The sequence below is a fragment of the Bariatricus sp. SGI.161 genome (assembly GCF_050313695.1).
Lineage (GTDB): Bacteria > Bacillota > Clostridia > Lachnospirales > Lachnospiraceae > JAFBIX01.
Map to the genome: position 1 here is coordinate 56,225 of NZ_JBNPLX010000016.1, position 20,981 is coordinate 77,205.

A 20,981-nucleotide genomic window follows, 5' to 3' on the forward strand; every position below is an offset into this window, starting at 1 on the left:
AAACAGAAGGTGAGGATGAGGATATGGTAGAAAAAACAATGGACAAAATCGTGGCATTGGCGAAATCCAGGGGGTTTGTATATCCAGGATCTGAGATTTACGGAGGGCTTGCAAATACATGGGACTATGGAAACCTCGGAGTAGAGTTAAAGAACAATGTCAAAAAAGCATGGTGGCAGAAGTTTGTACAGGAGAATCCATATAATGTTGGTGTTGACTGTGCAATCCTTATGAATCCACAGACATGGGTGGCAAGCGGACACCTTGGCGGATTCAGTGATCCATTGATGGACTGTAAAGAATGTCATGAGCGTTTTCGTGCAGATAAGATGATTGAAGATTATGCACATGAGAACGGTATCGATATTGGAGACAGTATTGATGGATGGAGCCATGAACAGATGGAGGCATTTGTCAAGGAGCATGAGATCCCATGTCCAACATGTGGAAAGCATAACTTTACAGAGATTCGTGAGTTTAACCTGATGTTCAAGACATTCCAGGGAGTTACAGAAGATGCAAAGAATACGGTATATCTGAGACCTGAGACGGCACAGGGAATATTCGTAAATTTCAAGAATGTACAGCGTACTTCAAGAAAGAAGATTCCATTTGGTATCTGCCAGATCGGTAAGTCTTTCCGTAACGAGATTACACCTGGTAACTTTACATTCCGTACCAGAGAATTTGAACAGATGGAATTAGAATTCTTCTGTGAGCCGGGAACAGACCTCGAATGGCATGCATACTGGAAGAAGTATTGCCTTGACTGGCTGAAGGCTCTTGGCATTAAAGACGAAGAGTTACGCCCACGTGATCATTCACCAGAAGAACTTTGCTTCTACAGCCGTGCAACAACAGACGTAGAATTCCTCTTCCCATTCGGATGGGGTGAGCTGTGGGGCATCGCAGACAGAACAGATTATGACCTGACTCAGCATCAGAATGTATCTAAGCAGGATATGTCTTACTTTGATGATGAGAAGAAAGAAAAATATATTCCATACGTTATTGAACCATCACTGGGTGCTGACCGTATGGTGCTGGCATTCCTTTGCAGCGCATATGACGAAGAAGAATTAGAAGGCGGAGATACAAGAACAGTCCTTCACTTCCACCCGGCACTTGCACCAGTAAAGATAGGAGTCCTTCCACTTTCTAAGAAGTTAAATGAAGGTGCTGAAAAAGTATATACACAATTGTGCAAGAAGTATAACTGCGAATACGATGAACGTGGCAACATCGGTAAACGTTACCGCCGCCAGGACGAGATCGGAACACCATTCTGTGTAACTTACGATTTCGATTCCGAAGAAGACGGAGCAGTAACCGTACGTGACAGAGACACCATGGAACAGGAAAGAGTTAAAATAGAAGACTTGGATGCTTACTTTGAGAAAAAGTTTGCATGGTAAGAAATAAAGGGATGTAGATAAAGTTGGTGCTGGAGTTGAACTCCAGCACCACTTTTCTTTACAAATGGATTTTCTCGATGTTCCTTTTCATAAATCATAGATTTCTTTATTTGCGGACATTTGTAGGGAAACAATGGTTTGATATGGTCTTACAGCAGTGATTCAAAAAAAGCATAGCTGACATAAGAGAACGGGTATCCGCTGTGATTGGACAAAGTAAAAATTATGGAAAAATTTGAAAGCGGAAGAAAAAGTTATAAAGTAATACGTTTGTTTTTGAATTATAGAAAAATATATTACAAACACACATAAGGATGCCAAGGTTGTGTCGGCTCGAAAAAATCCACAATACACTTTATTTGATGTAAATAAATATGGGGAATCTCCGGCATTGTTTTTTTTAGATATACAGTTGGAATCGGGAAGCCGGATGATAGAGATTCCTATTGAAGATATTGTAATGGTACAAGCAATTAAAAGTACTCATATGATTGATATCTATACAACGAGTCAAAAAATAAAAATAAAAGAAACATTGAAAAAAATGTTTGAAATATTGGGTGGGGATTTTATTTATGTGAATAAATCTTGCATTGTGCAGAAAAAAAAGATTCGAGAAATAGATAAGAAGAATCATTACGCGTTAATGCCAGGAGGATTAAAGGTAGAGGTCTCATATAGAGAAATGAGGAACCTGTTAAGAGAATAATAATGAAATGGTGTGAGTTGTATGATCTTAATAAATGGAGTATTATCGGGACTTTGTGTAGTCATAGGGGCAACTGGCTTACTGAGTAAACAGTTACGAAGGACAGAGTATCTGATACTTATTGGATATGTGGCAGTTGTAGGAATACTGGCACATCTTTTTATAAAACAAGACACAGGACTTTTGATGTTGGCAGGATTGCTAGGAATGATTGTTGCCATGGAAAAAGAAAAAAATTATTGAATTTATTTATGGCTTGTTTGGGGTACGTTATTGCGATTATAGGAAATAATGTAATGCTAGTTTTTATTGATGTGTTTTTGAGATGAAAATCCATAAAGAAGGTTGATTATCGTGAAAGACTATACAAGCGCTTATTCTCAAGTGATAAGCTATAAAAAAGAATTCAAAAAGATGCTAAGGTTATTACAGGGAACCAGAAGCAGGGTTTTAGCAGCAGATACGCAGCGGTATAGCATGCTTTTATCAAGTCCCTATTATCCCAGCATGATGATGGACGGGGCAGAACGAGAGATCTTCTTACATTCCTTATGGAAGGGGCGTGGGGAAGATGACAGGCAGATTGTTGAGAGTGAGATCAGGAGTCTTTTGAATGGAGATATTTCGTATTTTTATTATTGTCTGGATGGACGGAATCTTGTAACGGCGCAGGGTGAGGAGATGACCGGATATTTCGCATGTTCGGGTATGGAGATGCTGTATCAGAGACTAAATGATCTGGATGAGGCGGATCTTGAGAGTCAAGCAGAATACGTCCGAATATCATTAGAACTAACGTCAGAAAACCAGAAAAAGTGTATGAATCGTGTATACCATGCAGAGGAGAGTGATCAGGCAGGAATGTTATTGCTAATGTATGCATTATCGGACAGAGCCATCCAGCCGGAGGTAGGTAGTGCAGGATGTGCGGATGAGTGTCGTCTGGCAGATAGAATCCGGCGGACGGAAGTAGACTTTTCGGGAAATGTCGGAGGGTATCATTCATATTTGGTGGAAAATGCAGAAAAAATAAGAAAAATCTATACAACGTTGAAGCATATGCTTTTTCAGTAAATGCAGAAGCAGCACAAGTATTGCTTCTTGCATATCAGGTTACCGGTAACCGGGGATACCTGGATATGGCAGAACGGGCATTCAGGGTATTGGAACAAAAGAGGGAGAAGCAGGAAGCCGGAATTGGTTGGATTACAGAAAAAGGAACACCGCCTATGGCAGGGATGGCTCATGGGAACAGCGGAGTGCTGATGCCGGTAATTGCGCTATGGAGAGAGACTGGAATAGAAAAATATAAGAAACTGGCAGAGCATATCTGGGCGTACGAGGAGTCGTTATACCGTCCGCAAATTAACAATTGGGCAGATATCAGAGGAAAAGGTTCAGAACAGATTCCGATTGATACGGTTGCATGGTGTCATGGAGCAGCGGGAGTCCTGGCTTCGAGGATATATTGTTATCAGGTTGTGGAAGATTCTGAATGGGAAGAACGCCTCAAAAAAGATATATTATGGGCATACACAAAAGTTAGAGAGTATTGGAAAAGGGATAGCTGGTGCTTGTGTCATGGGATATGTGGTAATGTGTGGAGTATGGAATATCTGAATGAAACTTTGGGAGAGGAAATGGAGGTGAAATCGAAGATACGATTGGTTGGTGATTTTAAACTGTTGCCGCAAGAACGGATGAATCCTGGGATGATGAGCGGATATGGTGGGATTCTGTATTATTTTCTGAATAAAAAATATAATGGTCTAATAAGAGTGTCTTCATGGTCAATTGCTTGACAATTTGAATGGTATATTTAATATAAGTATATAGACAATGATATCTCGCGAGTGTCTGATAAAACCAGGGAGAAGGTGAATGACAAAATATATTCATTCGGATATCCTGTAATACATACTTTCGAGTGACGGGCTTTGCCCAATAAGGGATTATAATTATATATATAGTAATTAGTTATAGGTAATTGTTAAATGTTTTTTTCTATGATGTGGATAACTTTCCTCATATATTGCAGAAGTAAAATCTATGTGCGGATTGCCCATGCATGAAGCACCAAACAAAACAGATACACCAAAGCGTGAATATCCCAAATGTCCACTGGAAAAGGCAGAAGCAATCAAAGATGCATTACATTTTTTTGGATTGATTGAATAAATAATAACATGGGGCGGATTTGCTTCCGTCCCATGTTCAATATACAAAAAAAGATTAAAGGTTAATTGAACCTAGTCCATCAAAACGAATTGTAATGGTTTTGCTGTATAATTCTTCTGTTGAAAACTTTTTAATTGTAAAGCTGGCGTTGTTTTCTTTGCATATTTTGCAAATGCTCATCATGCCAATGCCACATCCACCACTATCTTTATGAGTTGTTATTCTCTGAATCCCCAGATTGTTTAGAACTTCCTGTGGAAATGGTACTCCATTGTCACTAATTTTAATACAATATATTTCATTTTCCTTGAGAAGTTCAACGAGAATGCGTTTTTCCTTATTGGTATGGGCTACAGCAATTAACGCGTTTTCTATTAAATCAGCTAAAAGGGTTGACAAATTCTCTTCAGAAATAACCGTATTTAGCATTTGTTTTATATTACTTGATATAACAAAGTTAATTGTAGTGTGTGTATTCATGGCTTTATATGCCATGAGTGAAAATAAAGCGTCAATTATTGGAATACCTGTTTGTGGCGTTGAAATGTCTGACTGTTCGTAGCTTTTTACAATCCCAGCTCTTTCGCTTGAAATATGTTCAATTTGTTCGATTAATTCTTGTGCTGACGAAATGCGTTCTTTCTTGCAATCATTTTGTGCTACTGATATCAAAAAGGTTTTTACAGATAGCTCTAAAGCCGGAATTAATTTATTATCTTTATGTATGATTTCAGAAAGTGTATCATTATCTTTTTGCAATCTTATAACTGTTTCTTTCAAGTCAAGTATTTCCCTTTTATGAACTTGTTCTAAATATTGTTGTGAAATGCGCTTTTTGCACCAAAACCATAATAACATTCCGCATATAAAAAGAAAATAAGTGAGTATTGCAATAATATAGTGTTTCTTTGGCTCCATTCCTAAAAAAGAGACTACCAAGAGAATGGAAACACTGATATAAACACTAATGTCTCCATATTTTGAGTCTGATAAGAAAGGGAATCCATGGGAAAATCGCCTTATTTTAAATAGAAGGATAGCAAGCAGGACTTGAAAAAAGCTGATAGTAGTGAATAAGATGCTATCATTTACGAAAGAAAAAGGAGGGTAAATTGCCTGTATGATAATAATGAAAAGCACACTTATCAGGTATTGTAAATAAGTAATTCCATAACTAATAATTGTTACAGTAATAGAAGAACTAATGTTTATCTGGAATAAAAATTTATAAATAAGCACAGATATCCCAACCATTGTCAGAAGGCTGATTGAGGGAATGTAAAGACGCATAATACATACAATACAACTGTTTAAAAAGATGAGACATATTGCCATAATACGAGAGGTTAATGCTGTATTTTTCTTCTGATTCATAAGTCGTCCAGTTGTATAGGTACTGCATAGAATAATGACAATATATTTTATAAAAGTAATCATACAAAATAATCTCCATAACCATAATACAATAAAAAGTCACAATAAAATGTATCCATAAACGAATCTCTTTTTTTAGAAAATTTTCTATTCTTTACTTGAAGAGGAAAGAAAAAGGAGGTTTTCTAATGGGTTGGGTTTGGGATTTGATTGGAAAAGTATTCGGATTATAATTATTTTATTTGAATCAGTCATTTCGTTTGAAATGGCTGATTTTTAATATTCGTTTTTTAGTTTGTTAGCGTAATAATAAATAAATTCTGTAATGGTAGGAACGCCTTTTTCCGAACTAATTCTTGCAGTGTAAAACACGAGAAGATCGTCGATTGGTGTTGTTCGCCATGCTTTTGCTATAGCATTCTGCATAGCTCGTTCTACACTGGATTCTGTTTTTCCGTAATTTCCGGCAATCTGACTGCATAAATTTCGTGCAGGTGCGTCCATTACAATGCGGATGCCGTCTATCAAATATTGGTAACCTTTCGCTTTTGGACTAATACCTACTTTGTCTAATTCTGCGCAAATTCTACGAGTAATGCGCTTGTTTTTTTGCTCTGGACTGTCCATTGTTCTTGTATTATTCGCCTGCCTTTCGTTACGCTTTTTAATCACATTCTTTAACATTCGTAAAAAGTCGATAACAGTTTTTGCGGAGTAGTCATCCTGGTGTTTAGAAAAAATGTAATCGGCACCTGATTGGCGAGCAGCTTCGAAAGTTACTTTGCTGGAATTATTTGTTGTAATTAGGATATAAGGAACTTTTTGAGGACAGTTGCTCTGTATATCATTCAGAAAGGTAAGTCCACTTCCGCTGCCGCTGTGTAGTTCAAGATCAAGAATGACCACATCTGGCAGAGTGTCTTTGACAATTTCAACTGCTTTAGAAGCATTATTTGTTATACCGACAAAAATAATATCATCTAAAGAATCTGCATAAGAAATCATTTCTTCGCATGCCTGCGTATCGTCCTCCACAAGTAGAATGGATAGCTTGTTTCCCATTTGGAATACCTTCTTTCTTTATATTAGCAATATTATATTCTGAAATACAACAAAAAGCAATGAAAACCAACGAATATTTACAACGAAAAGAAATTGTTATGCTAGTGAAATAATAAGATAATGATAAAAATAGAGTTAGAGTATGAAAGATATGTAGGTAATTGCGAAACTCGCGAAGCTCGTTCGCAATCTTGAACCAAAACAAGGAAGAATTCGTGCTGAGCACGAATTCTGGAATGAAAAGTGGATAACCGGACATTTTAGGCGCACTTTAATAAGCTATAGGCTTTATGAAAGTGGTAAGTTGGTAAAGAAGGATCATGGGGACAACACGGAATACCATCTTCATTGATGGAATAATCCTGATTTTCAAGCCCGGATCTTGCATTCAGCGGAATATAAGCTTTCGAGAAATGTTTGTCATCACCAAAAGTATCACCGGTAAGAAGGCTCTTATAGAGCTGTGCGGTATCGAAAGCTGCATCTCCGAGGAATGTTTTGGGATTGATCAGAGGATGCTTGGAAAAGAAGTCCTTGAGTGTCGGGATTAAGAGTTTTTGAATCATGAACACTTTTATCTTCGTCAGGGGAGTCGGATTTCTTTTCGACAATAATATCAGGATGAGATGCCATAAAGTCTTGGTTATAAAAAGAGATATGACGGATGATGCCCAGCTCGTTTGTGACAATGCCAAACTTGAAGACATAGCAAAAATGTCCATTGATATAAAGCTGCTTAATCTGCGGATTAGCAGAAGCATGGGAAGGCATGGAGCCATAGGCAGCCTTATAAGGATCATAAGATTTATCAAAGCCTTGGGCTTTCGCATACGCTTTAAGCTGCTTTATGATCCTGTTAGAATACTTCGGATTATTCTCGGTAACGAAAGCTTCAATACCGGAAGAATCAAAGATGGTCATATCCGCTTTTGCAGAGTCGATCGCTTGGCAGATAGGCTCGGTAACATCAACAAGGCTATCGAATACAATCTGCAGGTCATCTAAAAAATCCTGTTTGAAGCGGGTGATTTTGGAAGCATCCGGGACTTTGGTAAAACCACAGAATTCACGGAGTGGTTTTGAGTAAGCGAGAAAAGTCAAGAGAATCTGATCTGTAGGGATAGAGAAAATACGCTGGATGATCGGTGCCCACAGAAAAGCTTGTAAAGGGTATTTACGGGTTCTGCCCGTCGATGCATAGAAATGATTTCTGAAAGAAATCGGAATAAACTCATCAATATCGATATGGGTTATGGAGGGATAATTTATTATTTTATAAAAGTGGTGGTCTAAAAAATATTGAGTCATGGTCAAATAATTGAAAGATAGAAATAATTAATTTATGATTATATCAATAAATATCTATATAGTGACCAAGATTTTGGGTTATCAAAAACATGTTTTGATAAAGTGAAGGTTAATAGAATTTAAGATTTTGTCTAGTAACCAATAAAAATAATAGATTATGTTGTAAAAAATGATTTGGGTTATCTGTATATGCATCATGCGCATGTGAATGTTCATGTTCATGTATATCATGTGCAACATCAAGTGTACCAAATGATGATATTTTAAAGTTGCAATTGAGAAAATCTAATACAACCATTGTTAACCAGAAAACAGGTAATATTAATAGCCAAAAATGGGGATAATAATTAATTGAAAAATTTGATGGATTAAAACCTGATAATGAATGTTAGTAACTTATAGAACATAGGGATAAACCGTTACCGATATAAAAGATATGAGAGTTTTAAGAAGAATATTAGCAAAAGCAAGTCAAAAAAAAGTACGTAATCTATTTCAAGTAGTATTTTATTTTATATTACTATTTGGAAATTTAGCGTGCTTATTTATTTACATAAATGTTCAAAAGGAAGCGGAAAAAGTAGAGAAAAGTATTTATCGAACAGTATTAGTAAATAAGATATGGAGAGCAGATGGAACAGACTGCAATACGAATTTTAGTTCGACAGAGATTGAGCGTTTGGAGCAGGAAGATGGTATAGAAAATTGGCTTGGAATAATGCTGGGAATTAAGCAGGCGGATGGAATTGTACCTTATGAAATAGATTTATCATGGGATTTTCATGTGATTGGTGTGGATAATACAGAAGAGTATCAGCTATTTTCTATGCAAGGACTCGAAATTCAAGAAGGAATTCCGATTACAGAGAAAAACTGTAAAGAAGATGTTGTTTTAATTTCAGACAAGCTGGCTGTAAAGAATAATTTAAAACTTGGAGATACAATTACTTTTAGAAGTAGTGAGCAGGACTATGCTTATGTAGGTATGCGTGAAACAGAGGTAAAAATTGTAGGAATATTTACTTATCCAGAGGAAGATTCGAGTGTAAGAACGCCTATGAACAGTAAGGCGAATTTGTTTTTCGTTCCAACAAAAGTTCTTGCGAATAATCTGTATATGGGTGAGCGTTATGACCAACTTCAGATTTGTGTGAAGAATGCGAAAGACGTACCGGGATTTGTTGCGAATATGAAACAGTTATTTCCGGATGCAAAAGATGAATATGGTCAGTATTTTTGCCAATATATTTGGGGAGAAGGGTGGTATGAACAAATTGCAAGACCTTATGAACAAATCTTAGGATTGGCAAGAATCTTGATTCTGGTTATTGGTTTGGGTAGTGTAGTTTGTGTATATCTGATCGGCTCTGTTTGGCTACGAGATGACGGAAATGAATCGGAAGTGTTGTTAGGAATGGGAGAAAAGAAACGAACAGTAATTACCCAATTTCTTCTGGAAGAGGGAATCCCATTTTTGATAGGTGCAGTTTTTGCCTTTGGCGTGAGCTTGTATGGATATAAAAATGTGATTCCGAAGATTAATAACTATTATCAGGAACAGAGAGAAACAATTAATGAAGAATTAAAGATCAGCAAATGGGAAGGTCAGGAAGAAACTATTAGAAAAGATATTTTTGAACCGGAATTGCAGAACATCCGATATTCCGATATTGGTATTGATGATATGGAAATTTTGGAACTTCTCATGGTATTTGGCGCAGTTACCGGTGCGTTTGTGTGTGTAAGAGGAGGTCAGCTATGGCGGTTTTTGAACGAATAGTGGCTAGAAATAAATACTATAGAAAGAAATATTTTTTTATGTTTTTACTGGCATTCTTGACGGTGCTTGTATTTTTAGGGAAAAATGATATCGAAAAAAGAATTGATAGCACTAGAACTGCGATTAAGAAGAATCTAAGTGGAAAAGTCATCATACAGTATGAAGGAAATCAGGAAGGAATTGCAGTTGCCAAAGTTTGTATTAGTGAAAATGAAGTAAAGAAAATCAAAAAATTTCCAAACGTAACAGCATTGGTGGGTGAGAATGAAATTGGCGTACGCAGCAGAGAAATTTCTAATGTTAATAATTTGTATGAGGATAAAGAAGCAGAGGAATATGATTTTATTATTTCCGGAATCTCAGACTTTTCTATTTATGAGAAAGGGAAAATAAAAGACTTTGAAATATTGGAGGGAAATGTAGAAGATATATCAACAGGTATGGTTGCAATCAGTCAGATAGTTGCCGAAGAAAACGGAATTGAATTGGGAGATGTGTTGACTTTTGAATCAGACCTTATGATGAAAGAGATAAAGGTAGGCGTAATTTATCAATGTGATAGCCTTAGTAGTGTTTCACCAATCTATTCAAATCTTGTCAATCGGATATTTACAACTTCAAAAATAGTTGATGAATTGAGCAGAGAGGATGGATTTGCACGATGTGAGGCCAAGGTAAGTAATCCGGATCAAGTGGAAGAATTTGCACAGCAGATTCGTAAGAACATATTTTCAGAAAAAGATTATATCGATGTATATGGTGTTGCAATAGAATACAGAGAGAATAGACAGATGCTTGATTATGTAAGTGTGTTGATTAAGTTGGTTGGAAGCTTTTGGTTAATATTTGCAGTATTGATTTACATGCTTTTGATTGAACAGTATTATTCGGGAAAGAAAAAAGAAAATTATATTTTAAAAAGTCTTGGAGAGAAACCGGTAAAGATTTGGATACAATTTGGAATAGAACTCTGTATTCCGGTGCTATTTGCTATGATTTTGGGTGTGGCGGGATATAATATTACAAAATTTTTGTGTCGATGACAAATCGTGGAGGCCTAAGATGAAAAGAGAAAATCAAGGAATATATTTAATGATGCTTCAGGTTTGCAAAGAGCATATAAAGAAAGTCTTGATAATAATTAGTTTGTTAATTGCTTCCGTTGTTATAGCGTATATACAGCCTTTGCTTTTAAGTAAATTAACCGATAGAGGAATTCTAGGACAGAATGTTTCGAATCTTTTATTTTATTCTTTAATTATGTTTATAATTAGTCAATTACGAGGAGTTTTTGACTTTATGATAAAAAAAATAATTATAGATATTCATAATGTATTTGAATTGCAAATTTATGAAAAAATATATAGAAAATTAGTACATATCAAAGTGCATTATTTTTGCGAAAGAAGTCAAACCGAGATACTTAATTTTTTAAGTAGTGATATCGATAATATTTGTTCTATTTTTAGTGAAGCAAATATACTTAAACTAAATTTTTTTTATGTATGATTGTTGGGATTGTTGGGATTTGTTCAATTGATTGGAAGTTATTGTTTATTGTTTTAATTATAGTACCATTAAAAATCTATAATAATAGGGTTTTTGCGAAAAGAGTGGAAAAAAATAGTATTGAAACATATGAAATGAGACAACACTTTTGTGCAGTTTTTTCGGATATTATTGGCGGAATTAAAGAGATAAAATTGTGGTCTTTATTAGAAATGAAGAAACAAGAGTTATTCTTTTATATAAATGCTTTCCAAAAATGTATTAAAAATGAAAAATTAAATGAAGAAGGTAACTTAGTAATTGAAACATTATTTCAAAATTTAACAACGGTTTTATCATATATTGTAGGTGGGATTTTAATTATTAGGCAACAAATTACGTTTGGAGAATTGATGGCATTTATTTCTTATTCAAGTACTGTAATTGCAGCTTCTTTTTCTATAATAAATGTTAATTTGGATTGGGCAGAAAAGAAAAACTCCTTTTTAAGAATAATTGATTTCCTTGAGGAACAAGAAGAATTAGTTACAGGGGATAAAAAATGTGAATTTTCAGAAATGATATTAAAAAATGTGTCGTTTGGATATGGAATAAACAATATTATAATAAACAAAGTAAATCTGAAGTTAAAAAAAGGAGAAAAAATAGCGATTGTAGGTGAAAACGGATGTGGAAAAACGACATTAATAAATTTAATATTACGCTTTATTTTACCTCAAAGTGGTCAAATTTTAATAAATGGTATTGCTATAGATGAAATTGATTTGAATTACTATAGAAAAAATATTGCAGTTGTAGAACAATTTCCGTATTATTTTCAAACTAGTATTAAAAAAAATGTAGATTTGTTAGGAACAAATAATATTGATAAGTTACAGAGGAAAGGAATATTATTTTCTGATGTTGCTTTATTAATAGAAAGAAAAAATGAAGTAAATATATCTGAATTGTCGGGAGGAGAAAAGAAAAGAATAGTATTAGCAAGAGAAATGTTAAAGCAGGCATCGATAATAATATTTGATGAACCAACTGCACATGGAGATTTTAAACTTAGAGAACAATTTAAAGAAATGATTTGTGCATTAGATGATAAAATTGTAATTATGATAAGCCACTTTTCGGAAGAAATAAATTGTATGGATAGAATTTATTCCTTGAAAGACGGAAAACTTATAGAAATTCCTAAACCATATGTTGATAAAAGGAGTAGTACTGAGAAATAAAGGAGACCAGCTATGAAAAGTCAAGCATTGGCCTGCTCTTTGGTAAAGTGTCCGTGCGAGTTCACTTTGAACAGATTTGCCAGATGAGTCATATGCATGGAAGCAATCTCCTTAGGGGAAGGTACTTCTTTTAACAAAGTATTGACAGCGTGCTGATGCAGACCGGATTTAAAGAAGTATTGGATTTCCGGAAACACTTGATCAACATAAGTTGTCAGTTGGATTTTTAAACGGGTTCTTTGCTTTATGGTTTTCTGCCTAAAAGCATCCCAAAGCCTTAAGATCCATCATATCCAGATCAAAGAAACTGACGAATCTGAGGTTGTCCTGCATCATAAGAGTTTTAGCAATAATATATGTGTCGACCTTATCTGTCTTAGTTTTGCAAACGTTGTTCTTTCGCATCTGACAGGTTTTGATGGGGTTCAACACACATACTTGGTAAAGCTTAGTAACAAGGTATCGAATAAGGTTGTCACCGTAGTGTGCCGTCGACTCAAGAACGATGCTGCTGCTGTTCTTGTCGAAGGAATCGAGCTTAGAGATCAGCAGTTGGAAGCCATCAGCGTCGTTTGTGAATTTGAACGGATCAATGAGTATCTCGCCGTTGGAAGAAATCGCAGCGACGAAATGGTTGAGTTTGGCAATGTCAATGCCTACGTAAATCATGAGGTTGTACCTCCCTTTCATAAAGTCTGATACCATGATATCCACCATCGATTATCATTGTAGACTTGATAGAAATAAGTACTCTGAGTGAAAAACACTCCGTCAACATCCAGCTGATAAACAATTCAGATAAAGGTAGCGGCAATACACTCCAGTCGAGTAGTCAAGCTACAGAAAGTCAAATCAAAAGTCCATAGTATCTGAATTGTATTGAATCACGATATTAAAAAGAAAGGAACGTGTGATAATTAACTTCCTAATTATCATACAAGATTTATTATGAAATTAGAATTGAAGAATGTTTCGTATAGTTATAAAAAAGGAAATGAGTTGTTTTCAGAAATCAATCAGTTGTTTCTTCCGGGGAAAATGTATGCAATTATTGGAAAATCTGGAATTGGAAAAACAACGTTGCTATTGTTGCTTGGAGGAATGCTTAAGCCAACAAGTGGAGAGGTGTATTTTGACGAAAAATCAATTGAAAAAATAGGAATGACAAAATATAGGAATCTTTATGTTGGATATGTTTATCAACAATATAATTTGTTGGAATATTATTCAGTATATCAAAATGTAAGAGAATCTTTAGAAATCTGTAGAAAGAGAATTGAACGATCAGAAGAGAAAATTGTACAAATATTAAAAGATTTAGATATAAAAGAGGAACTATGGGAAAAAAATGTTAGACGATTGTCAGGTGGAGAACAACAGAGAGTAGCAATTGCTAGGGCATTAGTGAAAGAGCCAGATATTCTTTTGGCAGACGAACCAACTGGAAATTTAGATGATGATACAGCAGACCAGATACAGAAAGTTCTACATGATGTTGCTCAGAAATATCAAAAATGTGTGATATTAGTGACACATTCAAAAGCAATTAGCGAAAGAGCGGATATAGTTTTGGAATTATCGGGAAAAGGATTAAATAAGATTTAAAATGAAAAGATATATTGCAATTATTGATGATGGCATTATTTCGGAAAAATGTCAGTTTTCCAAAATTGTTTTAAAATTACAATATAATATAGATAAAGGAATCATTGACAAAAGAGAAGAGACTGTGAAAAATGAAATAAGCCATGGAACAATTGTAGCTAGAGTATTGGAAACATATATTAAAGATGTAACATTAATAGACATTAAAGTTATCATCAATAATGTTGGATCTGTAGATGGTTTAGTTAAAGCATTAGAATGGTGTTATAAATATAATATCGGTGTTATTAATGTCAGTTTAGGAACAATTAATTACCACGATTATTATAAACTTCATCCTATTATACAAAAGATGATAAAAAAGGGAATAAAAATAATTGCTGCGTATCATAATTTGGGAATTATTTGTTATCCTGCATGTATGAAGGGAATAATAGGAGTACAAAGAAATAAAGAATATAATTTGGAGGTAGGAGATTTTTTATATGAAAAAACTGATAATAGATTAGTTTTAACTGTTCAAGGAGAAAAAATTATTGAGATGGATGAAATGATATCAGTAGGAATAGAATTTTCTAATAGTTACGTAGCGCCGATTATTACGGCATATGTTTACCAAATGCTATTTCAATATCACATATTACCTAATAAAATTGAAAGATATTTAAAGAAGTATGCAAAAGGGGATATAAGAAGTAATGTTTTAATGTGTACAAATAAAAAGAAAGTTCAAGAAAAGTTTCCAATAATAGAGATATATGCTCCTGTAAATAGAGTTTTTACGTTGACAGAGCTTTTTGAACAGAATGGATATCATGTGGAAGTTATAGGAGAAGAATTAGATGATAATAGGATTTTGCCAATCAAAATGTATTCATATAATGTTGGAAAGAAAATAAAATTATATTGTGGTTCAATAGAAGACACATATAACCCTAGTTGTGTTTTTATACATAAAAGTTATAAAAATCCTTATAAAATAGAAGACGTTGATTTGCGTATTTGTTGGAAAGAGGAGAGGTGGGTAGTAGAAGGTAAAGGAGAATTTACTTTGAGAGGTCTTTATTGTTATATAACTAAATATTATTAGATATTTTTAAAGTTCTCTTTTTAGAAGATAAATCCTATAATAAAAAATACAAATAATTTGATATGTTTTTATAAATATAATAAATGGAAATAAATTTGAAAGTAAGGGGGGAGAATAATTGAAAGCACTTTTTTTTAAGTTATTAAAAACAAGGAGTAAGGATTATCTGCTTGTAATTTTGAGTGGCATTTTTATCATATCTCTGGTATTTTTCACGGCTGGTGTTGAAAGTTGTATGATATTTGTGTCTACAGGAGAGACAGCAGGAATGACCGCATTAATTATGGAGTCGGAAAAAGCATTCCTTCTGTCTTATGTGTTACTGGTGGCTTTGATGATTTTGACTCTTTTGTCTTACATTCGAAAGAGAGTATATGATTATTCAATGTTGGAAGTGTTGGGAATTCAGAAAAAACACAAGTATATGTTTGTCGGATTTGAGTACTTGGGGATTATCTTGGGTTCTGTTGTAGGTGGAGTATTGGTAGGCGTATTGGAAGTGGAGATTATAAGAAGGATTCTCGAACACAAATTTACTGATGATTCAGGGAATATATTTTATGGTTGGTCACCATTCCTGTTTACATTGATAATCAGTTTGCTTATATTTGGACTTGGTTTTATGATTTGTGACCAGATGATAAGCTGTCTGGGAATAGATTATGTTATATCTATGGGAAAGAAAAGTGGGAAAAAAATTCAACGATCGTTGAGTTTGATTGTGTCAGGTGTTGTTATAATGGGGCTTGCACTTGTTTCTATTGTGACTTACTGGGGAAAAATTGGGAGTATCATTCCTTTTGCGCTGGCGGCTGGGGGATTATTTCTGTTTATGATTTCTGTAAGTGCAAATTATCTTCATATGTTGAGAAAACGAGAACAAAAATATTTAAAAAAAATTCTATGGTTGGATAGCTGGTACGATCAATTTTTCTATCATATGAATGTGACTTGTATTGTGGCAGTCTTCGTGTTCGTTATGTTGTTCGGATTTGGATTGCCGATTATGGATAATGTTCCGGTTGTGCAGCCGGAGATTTTTCCTTATGATCTGGTGTGGTATGCGAATGAACAAGATATGGAATTTTTGAATAAATTAGAAGAAGCCTATGAGATAAAGGTAGAGACTAAACCCTGTATTCGTGTAGTGTCTGGAGATTATGGTGAACATATGGGAATACCAGAGTCTGTTTATGAAGATTGGACAGGGAAAAAAATTGATATACGAGATAAGGAAATTTACGTTATTTATCAGCGTGATAGAGAGACCATGGGAACGATAGGTCTTGATTATGGAAAGTCGAAACCACGTATTTACATTGGAAGTGCAGACTGGGATATCTGGAACACGTCGGGACCTAAAGTTCTTCCGAGTAATCAATTTACAAGGAAATATAAAATTGCTGGAGAAGAGCAGAGGATTCTTACTGGTGATTTTGAGAGTCGGGCGCTTGGTGAACTAAAGGGGAAGGTGAATGAAGAAATTTTGGTGTTTTCTGATACAGAATTTGCAAATATCAAAAGAAATGCCAGAGGAGCAAACCTTGCGGTAATGATGGAAATCCCAAAGCATTATAATCAGGTTGTAAAGGAAGTGTATAATTATGCAAAGGTTCATTCTCAGGTGAATTTCTTTGATTGGCAAAATGGTAATCTGATATACGAAAAACAGCAATCTATGATGGAAAGCCGACAAGAAAAGCTGTTTACTGTGGTTTCTATGATTGTAAATGTAATAACAATGCTAATGTGTGTCATTTTTATCTTGTTCGAGAAAGCGCAGAGTGACTATTCGGAAATGGAATGGAAGTATCGATTTTATAAGAATTGTGGAATGTCTTCAGAAAAACGTAGGAAGAGTGTTTGCAAAGAAGTTTTGATATCTGAAAGGCTTGTACTTTTGTATGGCATATCACTGGGAATGTTGGCAATTGTTACCAAGATTCTTTTTAAAGGCATGTCTCCTAGGTGGAATATTATCTATCTTGTAGGGGCAGTTTCTTTTTCTGCATTGATTGCTTTGATAGTGTGTATAGTAATGAGGATAACAGCATGGAGAATTTTTCGGAAGATTGAGAGGAATAGTTGAAATGGATGAAAAGAAGTATAAATATATTTTGGATGTGAAGAATTTAGAACGGAATTATTATACGATGACTCCGGGCGGAAATAGAATTACATATTCTGTTTTAAAAGGTGTTTCTTTTCAGGTAAAGCCTGGTGAATTTATTGGAATTATGGGAAGTTCTGGTTGTGGTAAGACAACACTTCTTAAGACACTTGGCATGTTGGATAAGCCAAATGGGGGGCGGGTTCTCTATAAGGGGACTCCAGTGGAGGAAATATATGGAGACAGGCTTGCGGAAATAAGAAGAAAAGAATTAGCTTTTATTTTTCAGGACTATTATTTGATGAATAGTCTGACCGTAAAGGAAAATATCATGATGCCTTTGATTTTGAATGAAGATGATCCGAAAAAAAGTGATCAAGCGGCCAGGTGTGAAGCAAAGCGGTTTGGGATTGAAGGATTACTGGATAAGAAACCATATGAACTTTCGGGTGGAGAAAAACAAAGAACGTCAATTTGTCGTGCTATGGTAGCGAATCCTGAGCTTATATTAGCAGATGAACCGACAGGAAATCTAGATTCCAAGTCTTCTATGCAGGTGATTCAGACCCTGTTTTATATTAACAAGCAACTTGGAAAGACACTATTTCTGGTGACACATGATCCGAAGATGGCAAGCTATTGCGATAGAATAATTTTATTAAAAGATGGAAGGATAATAAATACACTTATTAAACAAGATGGAAATGAAGAGTTTTATCAAAATATTATTCAACAAATGGCAAGGCTGTAGATAATATTTGTGTCAAAGAAAGTGGGATAGAAAACCAAGACAAATAAAAGAGAGAAAATGTGTTGTACCCAAATGAAAAATGCCCGTGGGTTTTGCGGGCATTTTTGTATATTATTATGTATTTTGCTATTGAATCTGTCATCGGAAATCTACAGAAATAATTCTTATGCTTCCTCTGCGGATTTGGACTCAGCCAGCTTAGCGTAATATTCTGGGTGAAGTCTTCTGTCTCTGAATTCAGCAGCTGCTGTAAAGAGAACGTCTGTAGAAGAGTTAAGTCCTGTTTCGCAGGAATCCTGAATAACACCGATGATGAAACCAACACCTACAACCTGCATAGCTACTTCAGACGGGATTCCGAATAAGCTACATGCCATAGGGATCAGTAACAGAGAACCACCTGCAACTCCGGAAGCTCCAGCTGCACTGAGTGCGGAAAGTACACAAAGGATAAGTGCGGTTCCAAAGTCTACGCTGATTCCCATTGTGTGAGCAGCAGATAAAGCCATTACAGAGATGGTGATAGCTGCACCAGCCATGTTGATGGTTGCACCAAGTGGGATGGAGATGGAGTACTGTTCTTCATCCAATCCCAGTTCTTCACACAATTCCATGTTAACAGGAATGTTAGCTGCAGAACTACGTGTAAAGAATGCGGTGATGAAACTCTTTGTCAGACATTTGAATACAAGTGGGTATGGATTCTTTCTGATACAAAGGAATACGATGATTGGGTTCATTACTAATGCTACGAATGCCATACTTCCAACTAATACAAGAATCAGTCTTCCGTAAGATAACAGAGCACTCAGTCCGGATGTAGAGATAACATTAAAGATTAATCCCATGATACCGAATGGAGCAAAACTGATGACCCATTTTACACCAGTAGAAATTGCTGCTGAAAAATCATCCAGCATTTTCTTGGTAGAATCAGAAGCTGCTTTTAAAGCTATACCGAAAATACAAGCCCATGCAAGAATACCGATGTAGTTCGCATTTACGATAGAGCCTACTGGGTTAGATACAACGTTCATTAACAGATTTTTTAATACTTCGCCTACACCGCTAGGAGGAGCCATATCTTCTCCGGCTGCTTCAGCCAGTGTTAAAGTTACTGGGAATAATTTACATGCAGCTACAGATACAAGTGCTGACATTACATTACCGAGCATGTAGAGCATTACGATGAATCCCATGTTGGTCTTCTGACCCTCTCCCATGTGTGCCAGAGAACTCATTACAAGGAAGAATACCAACAATGGAGCAATGGCCTTTAATGCTCCAACAAACAGGTCTCCAAGAAGAGCAATGACAGTTACCTTAGGGATGACCAGTCCGAGAATAATACCGATAATAAGACCGCAGATAATTCTCAGAACCAGACTGATGCTGTTCCATTTTTTAAATAGATTTTTCATGTTGTTTTTCGCGGATACATTGACATTCTATATCCGCTTCCCTCTCTTTCTTTTGAATTTTGTTTCCCCACTTTTTGATGTTGACATAATGATTAAAAGAAATAGTGTGAATGTTGCTATCTCCCTTCCGCACAAATCTGCCAACACATTCAATATAAATTATAAATAATTGTATAGGATTTGTAAATATAGAAATTGTAAATATTGCCATAAAATATGTATAAGAATGTGAAAAATTTGTCAAAATAAACAAAAAAACTACAAAAATGCATTGTGTATGAATTAGAGGAGTGATATAATGGCAATATCAATGAAAACATCGTCTGGGGAGACGGTAGAAATGGGAGGGTAATAAAGTGAACGAAAGAAATGATGGAATGATGTGGGCTCTTGTTAAAGAGAAACCAGAAGAAGGATTGTGGATGAAGAGAGTGCCAATTCCAGAAGTTGGGCCGAATGATGTGAAGATTAAGATTCACAAAACTGCTATTTGTGGAACAGATGTACATATCTATCAGTGGAATGACTGGGCACAGCATACGATTCCGGTAGGATTGACTGCAGGTCATGAGTATGTAGGTGAAGTTGTAGAAGTAGGTGCCGGAGTTCAAGGTTTCCATATTGGGGATCTGGTATCTGGAGAAGGACACATCACATGTGGAAAATGTAGAAACTGTCTGGAAGGACACAAAGAGAATTGTAAAGATGCCAAGGGTGTTGGTGTAAACAGAAATGGTGCGTTTGCTGAATATCTTGTAATTCCTTCTTCCAATGTATGGCCATGTAATCCAAAAATTCCGGAAGAACTATATTCAATCTTTGATCCATTTGGAAATGCTACACATACAGCACTCTCTTATGATATGTTGGGTGAAGATGTGCTGGTTGCAGGTGCAGGTCCGATTGGATGTATGGCAGCAGCTATTGCAAAATTCTCTGGTGCAAGACATGTAGTTGTTACAGATCTTAATCCATATCGTCTGGATCTTGCAAAGAAACTGGGAGCTACACGTACAGTTAATTTAAAAGAAGAAAAATTGCCGGACGTTATGAAGGAAATCGGAATGACAGAAGGATTTGATGTAGGTCTTGAGATGTCTGGTTCACAGGCTGGTCTGCATGATATGATCCACAATATGAAGCACGGTGGTAATATTGCACTTCTTGGACTGCAGAGAACAGATGCAAAAGTAGACTTAGAGACCGTTATCTTTAATGGTTTGAATATCCGCGGAATTTACGGAAGAAAAGTATGGGATACCTGGTATAAGATGTCTACAATGATTCAGGCAGGATTGGACATTACTCCGATCATCACACATCATTTTGATATCAAAGACTATGAAAAAGGATTTGAAGCAATGATTTCCGGCCAGTCTGGAAAGGTAATTCTTGACTGGGCACATGTAAATGATTAATAACTATCATATAATTTTAAGAAGGGAC

At 35.4% G+C, this 20,981-nt stretch carries 18 protein-coding genes and 2 pseudogenes; 15 read left to right on the forward strand and 5 right to left on the reverse strand.

The features are described 5' to 3' along the window. Positions 1-23: 23 nt before the first annotated feature. The 6 genes from ACQRBH_RS10680 to ACQRBH_RS10705 all read left to right on the forward strand — a co-directional run bounded on the left by ACQRBH_RS10680 (position 24) and on the right by ACQRBH_RS10705 (position 4,302). On the forward strand, positions 24-1,415 hold the full coding sequence (locus ACQRBH_RS10680) for a glycine--tRNA ligase (RefSeq protein ID WP_427761628.1): 1,392 nt from the start codon (positions 24-26) through the stop codon (positions 1,413-1,415). Positions 1,416-1,845: 430 nt separating this feature from the next. Continuing rightward, positions 1,846-2,124 carry a LytTR family DNA-binding domain-containing protein gene (locus ACQRBH_RS10685; protein ID WP_427761630.1) on the forward strand — a complete coding sequence of 93 codons (279 nt, stop codon included), beginning with the start codon at positions 1,846-1,848 and terminating at the stop codon, positions 2,122-2,124. Between the two features lie 21 nt (positions 2,125-2,145). After that, positions 2,146-2,367, forward strand: coding sequence for a hypothetical protein (locus ACQRBH_RS10690; RefSeq protein WP_427761632.1), 222 nt, complete (start codon positions 2,146-2,148; stop codon positions 2,365-2,367). Between the two features lie 111 nt (positions 2,368-2,478). Next, positions 2,479-3,198, forward strand: a complete 720-nt coding sequence (locus tag ACQRBH_RS10695; protein WP_427761633.1) for a DUF4135 domain-containing protein — start codon at positions 2,479-2,481, stop codon at positions 3,196-3,198. A 20-nt stretch (positions 3,199-3,218) separates the two neighbouring features. After that, positions 3,219-3,926 carry a lanthionine synthetase LanC family protein gene (locus ACQRBH_RS10700; RefSeq protein WP_427761635.1) on the forward strand — a complete coding sequence of 236 codons (708 nt, stop codon included), beginning with the start codon at positions 3,219-3,221 and terminating at the stop codon, positions 3,924-3,926. 247 nt (positions 3,927-4,173) lie between these two features. Next, complete coding sequence (locus ACQRBH_RS10705; protein WP_427743087.1) at positions 4,174-4,302, forward strand: hypothetical protein; 129 nt, start codon at positions 4,174-4,176, stop codon at positions 4,300-4,302. A gap of 54 nt (positions 4,303-4,356) precedes the next feature. Here ACQRBH_RS10705 and ACQRBH_RS10710 read toward each other — a convergent pair whose 3' ends face one another. The 3 genes and pseudogenes from ACQRBH_RS10710 to ACQRBH_RS10720 form a co-directional block, all read right to left on the reverse strand. Continuing rightward, positions 4,357-5,676: an ATP-binding protein gene (locus ACQRBH_RS10710; RefSeq protein WP_427761637.1), complete on the reverse strand. Its 1,320-nt coding sequence runs from the start codon at positions 5,674-5,676 to the stop codon at positions 4,357-4,359. Positions 5,677-5,952: 276 nt separating this feature from the next. Next, on the reverse strand, positions 5,953-6,738 hold the full coding sequence (locus ACQRBH_RS10715) for a sporulation initiation factor Spo0A C-terminal domain-containing protein (protein WP_427761638.1): 786 nt from the start codon (positions 6,736-6,738) through the stop codon (positions 5,953-5,955). A gap of 305 nt (positions 6,739-7,043) precedes the next feature. Beyond that, a pseudogene (locus ACQRBH_RS10720) lies at positions 7,044-8,046 on the reverse strand (transposase); the annotation flags it as partial. 436 nt (positions 8,047-8,482) lie between these two features. Here ACQRBH_RS10720 and ACQRBH_RS10725 point away from each other — a divergent pair. From ACQRBH_RS10725 to ACQRBH_RS10740, 4 genes are read left to right on the forward strand one after another with little or no spacing between them, the layout of a single operon-like run. After that, the gene (locus tag ACQRBH_RS10725) at positions 8,483-9,826 is read left to right on the forward strand and encodes an ABC transporter permease (RefSeq protein WP_427761640.1); all 1,344 of its coding nucleotides are present in this window, start codon (positions 8,483-8,485) and stop codon (positions 9,824-9,826) included. Continuing rightward, the gene (locus tag ACQRBH_RS10730) at positions 9,805-10,869 is read left to right on the forward strand and encodes a hypothetical protein (RefSeq protein ID WP_427761641.1); all 1,065 of its coding nucleotides are present in this window, start codon (positions 9,805-9,807) and stop codon (positions 10,867-10,869) included. Before ACQRBH_RS10725 ends, ACQRBH_RS10730 begins: the two co-directional genes overlap by 22 nt. Before the next feature lie 19 nt (positions 10,870-10,888). Continuing rightward, the gene (locus ACQRBH_RS10735; protein ID WP_427761642.1) at positions 10,889-11,335 is read left to right on the forward strand and encodes an ABC transporter transmembrane domain-containing protein; all 447 of its coding nucleotides are present in this window, start codon (positions 10,889-10,891) and stop codon (positions 11,333-11,335) included. Then, on the forward strand, positions 11,332-12,558 hold the full coding sequence (locus ACQRBH_RS10740) for an ATP-binding cassette domain-containing protein (RefSeq protein WP_427761644.1): 1,227 nt from the start codon (positions 11,332-11,334) through the stop codon (positions 12,556-12,558). Before ACQRBH_RS10735 ends, ACQRBH_RS10740 begins: the two co-directional genes overlap by 4 nt. A gap of 258 nt (positions 12,559-12,816) precedes the next feature. Here ACQRBH_RS10740 and ACQRBH_RS10745 read toward each other — a convergent pair whose 3' ends face one another. Then, positions 12,817-13,227 carry an IS110 family transposase gene (locus ACQRBH_RS10745; protein ID WP_427743406.1) on the reverse strand — a complete coding sequence of 137 codons (411 nt, stop codon included), beginning with the start codon at positions 13,225-13,227 and terminating at the stop codon, positions 12,817-12,819. 369 nt (positions 13,228-13,596) lie between these two features. On the opposite strand from ACQRBH_RS10745, the pseudogene ACQRBH_RS10750 reads away from it, so the two are divergent. The 4 genes and pseudogenes from ACQRBH_RS10750 to ACQRBH_RS10765 all read left to right on the forward strand — a co-directional run. Next, positions 13,597-14,017 (forward strand): annotated as a pseudogene (locus ACQRBH_RS10750) (ATP-binding cassette domain-containing protein); the annotation flags it as partial. 147 nt (positions 14,018-14,164) lie between these two features. Further along, positions 14,165-15,253 carry a S8 family serine peptidase gene (locus ACQRBH_RS10755; protein WP_427761645.1) on the forward strand — a complete coding sequence of 363 codons (1,089 nt, stop codon included), beginning with the start codon at positions 14,165-14,167 and terminating at the stop codon, positions 15,251-15,253. 118 nt (positions 15,254-15,371) lie between these two features. Continuing rightward, entirely contained in the window at positions 15,372-17,342 is a 1,971-nt protein-coding gene (locus ACQRBH_RS10760; RefSeq protein WP_427761647.1) for an FtsX-like permease family protein, read from the forward strand. 1 nt (position 17,343) lies between these two features. Then, complete coding sequence (locus ACQRBH_RS10765; RefSeq protein ID WP_235232587.1) at positions 17,344-18,114, forward strand: ABC transporter ATP-binding protein; 771 nt, start codon at positions 17,344-17,346, stop codon at positions 18,112-18,114. A gap of 164 nt (positions 18,115-18,278) precedes the next feature. Here the strand turns inward: ACQRBH_RS10765 and sstT are convergent, their stop codons facing one another. Continuing rightward, complete coding sequence (gene sstT, locus ACQRBH_RS10770; protein ID WP_235232588.1) at positions 18,279-19,535, reverse strand: serine/threonine transporter SstT; 1,257 nt, start codon at positions 19,533-19,535, stop codon at positions 18,279-18,281. Positions 19,536-19,912: 377 nt separating this feature from the next. Between sstT and tdh the strand changes: the two genes are divergently transcribed. Beyond that, a complete protein-coding gene (gene tdh, locus ACQRBH_RS10775) occupies positions 19,913-20,953 on the forward strand; it encodes an L-threonine 3-dehydrogenase (protein WP_427743409.1) in 1,041 nt (346 codons plus the stop codon). Positions 20,954-20,981 lie beyond the last annotated feature (28 nt).